This is a genomic window from Inquilinus sp., assembly GCF_057815775.1.
In genome coordinates this window covers 1-4,254 of record NZ_JBYRFX010000379.1, presented here as the reverse complement: position 1 = coordinate 4,254, position 4,254 = coordinate 1, and the positions used below count along the sequence as shown (strand labels likewise).

Sequence of the window (4,254 nt, the reverse complement as noted above, 5' to 3'; positions counted from 1 at the left end):
CGAGCGTCTGTTTCACGCCGCCCTGATCCTGCTGGCGCTGGGCTATCTCGGCTATCTCTTCTGGTACTTCGACGTCTCGCCGGCACGGCTCTATGGCGGGCTGGTCAGCCCGAACGGGCTGTTCGTGATCATCGGCCAGATGGTCTCCTGGCACGGCATGGCCGATTGGGAGTACGGCGAGATCTTCGCCGCGCTGGGCCAGACCATCGCCATGGCCTTCATCGGCACGCTGATCGCGTCGGTGATCGCGATCCCGCTCGGCTTCCTCGGCGCCCGCAACATCATGCCGCTCGGTTTCCTGCGCTTCGGTTTCCGCCGGCTGTTCGACGGTCTGCGCGGCGTCGACCAGCTGATCTGGGCCCTGGTGTTCGTGCGCGCGGTCGGGCTGGGCCCGCTGGCCGGCATCCTGGCGATCTGCGTCTCCGACATCGGCTCGCTGGCCAAGCTCTATGCCGAGGCGATCGAGACGGCGGAGAAGAAGCAGATCGACGGCGTGCGCTCGACCGGCGCCTCCAACCTGGCGGTGCTGCGCTTCGGCGTGCTGCCGCAGGCGATCCCGCTGTTCGTGTCGCAGGCGCTGTACTTCTTCGAATCCAACACCCGCTCGGCCACCATCCTCGGCATCGTCGGCGCCGGCGGCATCGGCCTGCAGATCTCGGAGCGGATCAAGATCCTGGCCTGGGACCAGGTCGCCTTCATCCTGGTGCTGGTGCTGATCACCGTCGCCGCGATCGACACCCTGTCGAAATGGCTGCGGTTGAAGCTGATCGGACGCGAGGCGGCGCGGGGATAGGCGGCCCCGAACCGCTCAGCCGCCGGGCGGGCGGCCGCGATGGCCCGGGCCGGGCGCGCCGCCCGACCCAGGCACGCCGCCCGGCCCGCAGGCCCCGCCCCAGCCGTTGCAGCCATCGAACGCCCCCGGCGTCGATCGTCTGCCGCCCCAGTCCGGGCTGCCGCGCGGCTCTCCGTCATTCGGCCGTCCGGCCCGATCCCGCTCTTCGGAGAGCCCGGGATTGGCGCCCGGGCCGGTGCGGTCGCCCCGGTCGTCGCCGAAATTGCGCGGGACCTCGTGCACGGCTCCGTTCCGGCCGGTGGTGCTGCGCAGGCCGATTGCCTCCAGCCCGCCATCGGGCCGCCGGTCGAATTCAATGATCGTGCGCTGCGGCTGGGCGCCGAGGGTGCCCAGCGTTCCGGTCGCGGCGGTGGTGATCTGGCCGCGGCCCCAGCGCAGGCCGCCCTGGCCGGCGCTGGCGTAGGATTCGACGACCAGCCGGCTCACCGACGGGCCGAACAAGCCGGACGGGTCGGCCGCCAGGGTGTCCCGCGACACCGCGTCGGGAACCAGCGTGCCGCCGGCATAATGCCCCGACACGGTCACCTGTTGGCCGAGGCTCGCGGTCAGGCGTGATCCCGGCCGCAGCGCCAGGGTGCCGATGCGCAGCGCACCGGCGGCGCCCGAGAGCGACCCGTGCACGATGACGGGGCCGGGGGCGCGCCGGTCGAAGCGGGTGGCGACGATGTCGCCATCGGTGTCCACCAGGCCGCTGACCGCCACCCAGTCGCCGGCCTTCGGGATGCCGTCGCCCCACACCGTGCCGGTCAGGCGCACGCGCTGGCCGGCGATGTGCAGGGCGCTGCCATCGGGCTCGACCGAGTCGACGGGGCCCGATACTTCATGCCGGACGGCGATGCTGCTGGCGCCGAGGCGGGGGCCGCTGCCGGGTGCGGTGATCACCGCAACCAGCCCGACCCCCCCGGTCTCGCCCGGGGCCTCCCGGCCGTCGACCTGCAGCGGCGTCTTGGCGTCGAACTCGACCTCGATGCCGTTCACCCAGATGCTGCCGAAGCCGGTGATGACGCCGACGATGCCGGTGCCGCCCATGCCGCGGTCATCCGCCGTGATGCCGGTGCCGCCGATGCCGCGCTCGGCGACACGGTCACCTGTCACGACCGAGGTGCAGGAGGCCAGCAGGGCGAGCGCCAGGATTCGCACGCGACGCATCAAGGCGCCTTCTCCTCGTCGATGGGATCGTCTTCGACATACACGTAGACACCCAGGTTGATCCGGCGCAACGGGATCCCCGGGGTGGGTGCGGCCTTGTCGTCGGCCTCCGCCATGGCCAGGGCGACGCGGTTGACGTCGACCAGCAACTGCTGCGCCGCCTCGCGCGACGTGACCTCCAGCTGTGCGACCGTTTCCGGCCGCAGCCGGTCGTAGTGCATGCTGCGGTCGAGGAACGGCGCCGGCCCGGCGGTCGCCACATTCGTGGCCGCGGCGGCGATGTGATCGTGCAGGTTGCGGGCGAAGTAGAACAGCTGCTCCTCCCCGCCCGGCCGCGGGATGAAGGCCTCGCTGTTCAGATGGACGCAGTCCTGCTCGTCCACGATGACGATGTCCTGGCCGATCCAGTCGTCGAGGACGGATCGGGCGCGCACATCCTTCGTCACCGACTCCACCAGGGTCTCGAACGAAGCCTCGCCGGCGGTCCGGGCGATCCGCGGCAGGGGCAGCGATCGTCCCGCCGCATCGGCATAGGGCGGGGCGCCCAGCCAGCGGGCGATGATCTGGCTGCTCAGCGTCACCACCACCGGCGTCGTCGCGTCGGTGCCGGCGTCCCGCATCCGCAGCCGCCGGATCTCCTTCCGATGCACGCCGGTCAGCAGGCTGATGCGGCTGTCGGTCTGCGTCTTCGGATCGGTCAACAGGTCGCGCAAGGCGACGTCGACATAAAGGCCGCGCAGCAGGTCGGCCATGACGGGAAAGGTCACGCCGCTGCGGATCAGCAGCCGGACCAGCGGTCGCAGCAGACGGGCCAGGGGTCTGAGCAGGGCCTGAGGTGGAGGCGGCAGGAGGGGCATTCGCAGGCTGTGATCCGTCGGTTCGGTTCGGATCCTAGCACGGCCATGCGTGGGAAAAAAACCCACGCAGCAGAAATTCATTTGACGTGGGCAAAAATCCCACACATCTATCGTGGGATAATTTCCCACAACCAAGGAGCCGACCATGTCGTCACCGGAACCGACCGCCCCCCGTGAATCCCCGCCGCCCATCTTCAGGCTCCGGCCCGCCGATGTCATGACAACGCCGGAGGAGAGCCTGTCGACCGGGCCGGGCTGGCTCCGCCGCATCGTGACGACCGTGATCGCCATCGTCTTCATGACCGGACTCGGCCTGCTGCTCGTGGACAGCGCCATCACCCTGCTGACGCAGTTCCCCTGAGGAGAAAGCGATGCTGCAACCGATCCTGGCCATCCTGCCGTGGCTCGAGCTTTACCTGCTGTCGCGCAGGCCGTCCGCCCGCGCCCCGAGGAAGGAGCACGCATGATGTCGGGTCTGATCGTCTGGGGCCTCATCGGCCCGATCCTGGCCTTCCTGCTGGGCGTGGTCTTCGGCGCGTGGGACGGGGATGCGGAGCCGGATGTCCGGGGCCTGAGCCCGTCGGACCGCGGGCCGGCCCTGCCTGCCTATCCGCTGGTCGAACCCTGGCTGTTTCCGCTGGATACCAGCGGCAGGGTGGGATCCATCCCCCCGGGGCCGCGATATTCCTCCGGACCGGCGTGGCGCCGGCTGCCCGACCGGGCTGTCGAACAGCCGCTCTCCTCCTCGACCAGACCCAGATGTCCCGGATCGAAAGGGCAATGGCCGTGATCGCCACCCTGCTTCTCTGGGCCGCCATCGGCCCCTCGGTCGGGGTCGCGGTCGGGGCGGCGTTCGCGTCGCGGCACCGTGATCGCATCGCGACACCGTGATCGCATCGCGACACCGTGACGGCCGGCCGGATCGGCAGGCTCGTCCCGGTGCATGACAAGCCGGCGTCAGTCGTCGCCGGAATCGCCGCCGCGGGAGGTTCCGTCACCGGACGGGCCGTCGCCGGAATCCCCGCCGGCGCCATCACCGTCGCCGGCCCCGTCGTCGCCACCCGGATCATGATCGTCGCCGTCGGTGCCGCGGGCGCCTGCGCCATCGTCCCGCCCACCGCGGTTGCTGCCGGGCTCGTAGACCCGGGTGGCAAACAGTGATCCGTCGGCCTTGCGCTCCACATTGACGACGGCGCGGCGGGTTTCGCTGCCCATCGACCGGATCAGTCCGGGTGATGCATTCACCTGCAGGTCCTGACCCAGCTGCAGCTGATGATCGACGACGCGGACATAGGTGTCGAGCGACAACCGCCGCGTGCCGCCGCCGAAGCGGCCGGCCGGATCGACGGCCAGCGTGTCCTCGGACAGGGTCTCGGCGACCAGCAGGCCGCGGAC

6 protein-coding genes are annotated in these 4,254 nt (G+C 70.5%); 3 read left to right on the top strand and 3 right to left on the bottom strand.

The features are described 5' to 3' along the window. A partial coding sequence (gene phnE / locus AC3XYG_RS13595; protein WP_489140374.1) for a phosphonate ABC transporter, permease protein PhnE occupies positions 1–793 on the top strand: 793 nt, incomplete at its 5' end. A gap of 15 nt (positions 794–808) precedes the next feature. Here the strand turns inward: phnE and AC3XYG_RS13590 are convergent. After that, positions 809–2,002 carry a DUF5666 domain-containing protein gene (locus AC3XYG_RS13590; protein ID WP_489140373.1) on the bottom strand — a complete coding sequence of 398 codons (1,194 nt, stop codon included), beginning with the start codon at positions 2,000–2,002 and terminating at the stop codon, positions 809–811. Further along, the gene (locus AC3XYG_RS13585) at positions 2,002–2,859 is read right to left on the bottom strand and encodes a DUF6502 family protein (protein ID WP_489140372.1); all 858 of its coding nucleotides are present in this window, start codon (positions 2,857–2,859) and stop codon (positions 2,002–2,004) included. Before AC3XYG_RS13585 ends, AC3XYG_RS13590 begins: the two co-directional genes overlap by 1 nt. Positions 2,860–3,076: 217 nt before the next feature. On the opposite strand from AC3XYG_RS13585, the gene AC3XYG_RS13580 reads away from it, so the two are divergent. Together AC3XYG_RS13580 and AC3XYG_RS13575 are read left to right on the top strand one after the other, a co-directional pair. Beyond that, positions 3,077–3,220: a hypothetical protein gene (locus AC3XYG_RS13580; RefSeq protein ID WP_489140371.1), complete on the top strand. Its 144-nt coding sequence runs from the start codon at positions 3,077–3,079 to the stop codon at positions 3,218–3,220. A gap of 102 nt (positions 3,221–3,322) precedes the next feature. Continuing rightward, positions 3,323–3,649 carry a hypothetical protein gene (locus tag AC3XYG_RS13575; RefSeq protein WP_489140370.1) on the top strand — a complete coding sequence of 109 codons (327 nt, stop codon included), beginning with the start codon at positions 3,323–3,325 and terminating at the stop codon, positions 3,647–3,649. Between the two features lie 167 nt (positions 3,650–3,816). On the opposite strand, the gene AC3XYG_RS13570 is transcribed toward AC3XYG_RS13575, so the two are convergent. Then, the coding region (locus AC3XYG_RS13570) for a hypothetical protein (RefSeq protein WP_489140369.1) at positions 3,817–4,254 on the bottom strand (438 nt) is incomplete at its 5' end.

Excerpts from the sequence above, each read along its gene's own strand:
- AC3XYG_RS13590 (WP_489140373.1), bottom strand. The coding sequence starts at position 2,002 with ATGCGTCGCGTGCGAATCCTGGCGCTCGCCCTGCTGGCCTCCTGCACC.
- AC3XYG_RS13585 (WP_489140372.1), bottom strand. The coding sequence starts at position 2,859 with ATGCCCCTCCTGCCGCCTCCACCTCAGGCCCTGCTCAGACCCCTGGCC.
- AC3XYG_RS13580 (WP_489140371.1), top strand. The coding sequence starts at position 3,077 with ATGACAACGCCGGAGGAGAGCCTGTCGACCGGGCCGGGCTGGCTCCGC.
- AC3XYG_RS13575 (WP_489140370.1), top strand. The coding sequence starts at position 3,323 with ATGATGTCGGGTCTGATCGTCTGGGGCCTCATCGGCCCGATCCTGGCC.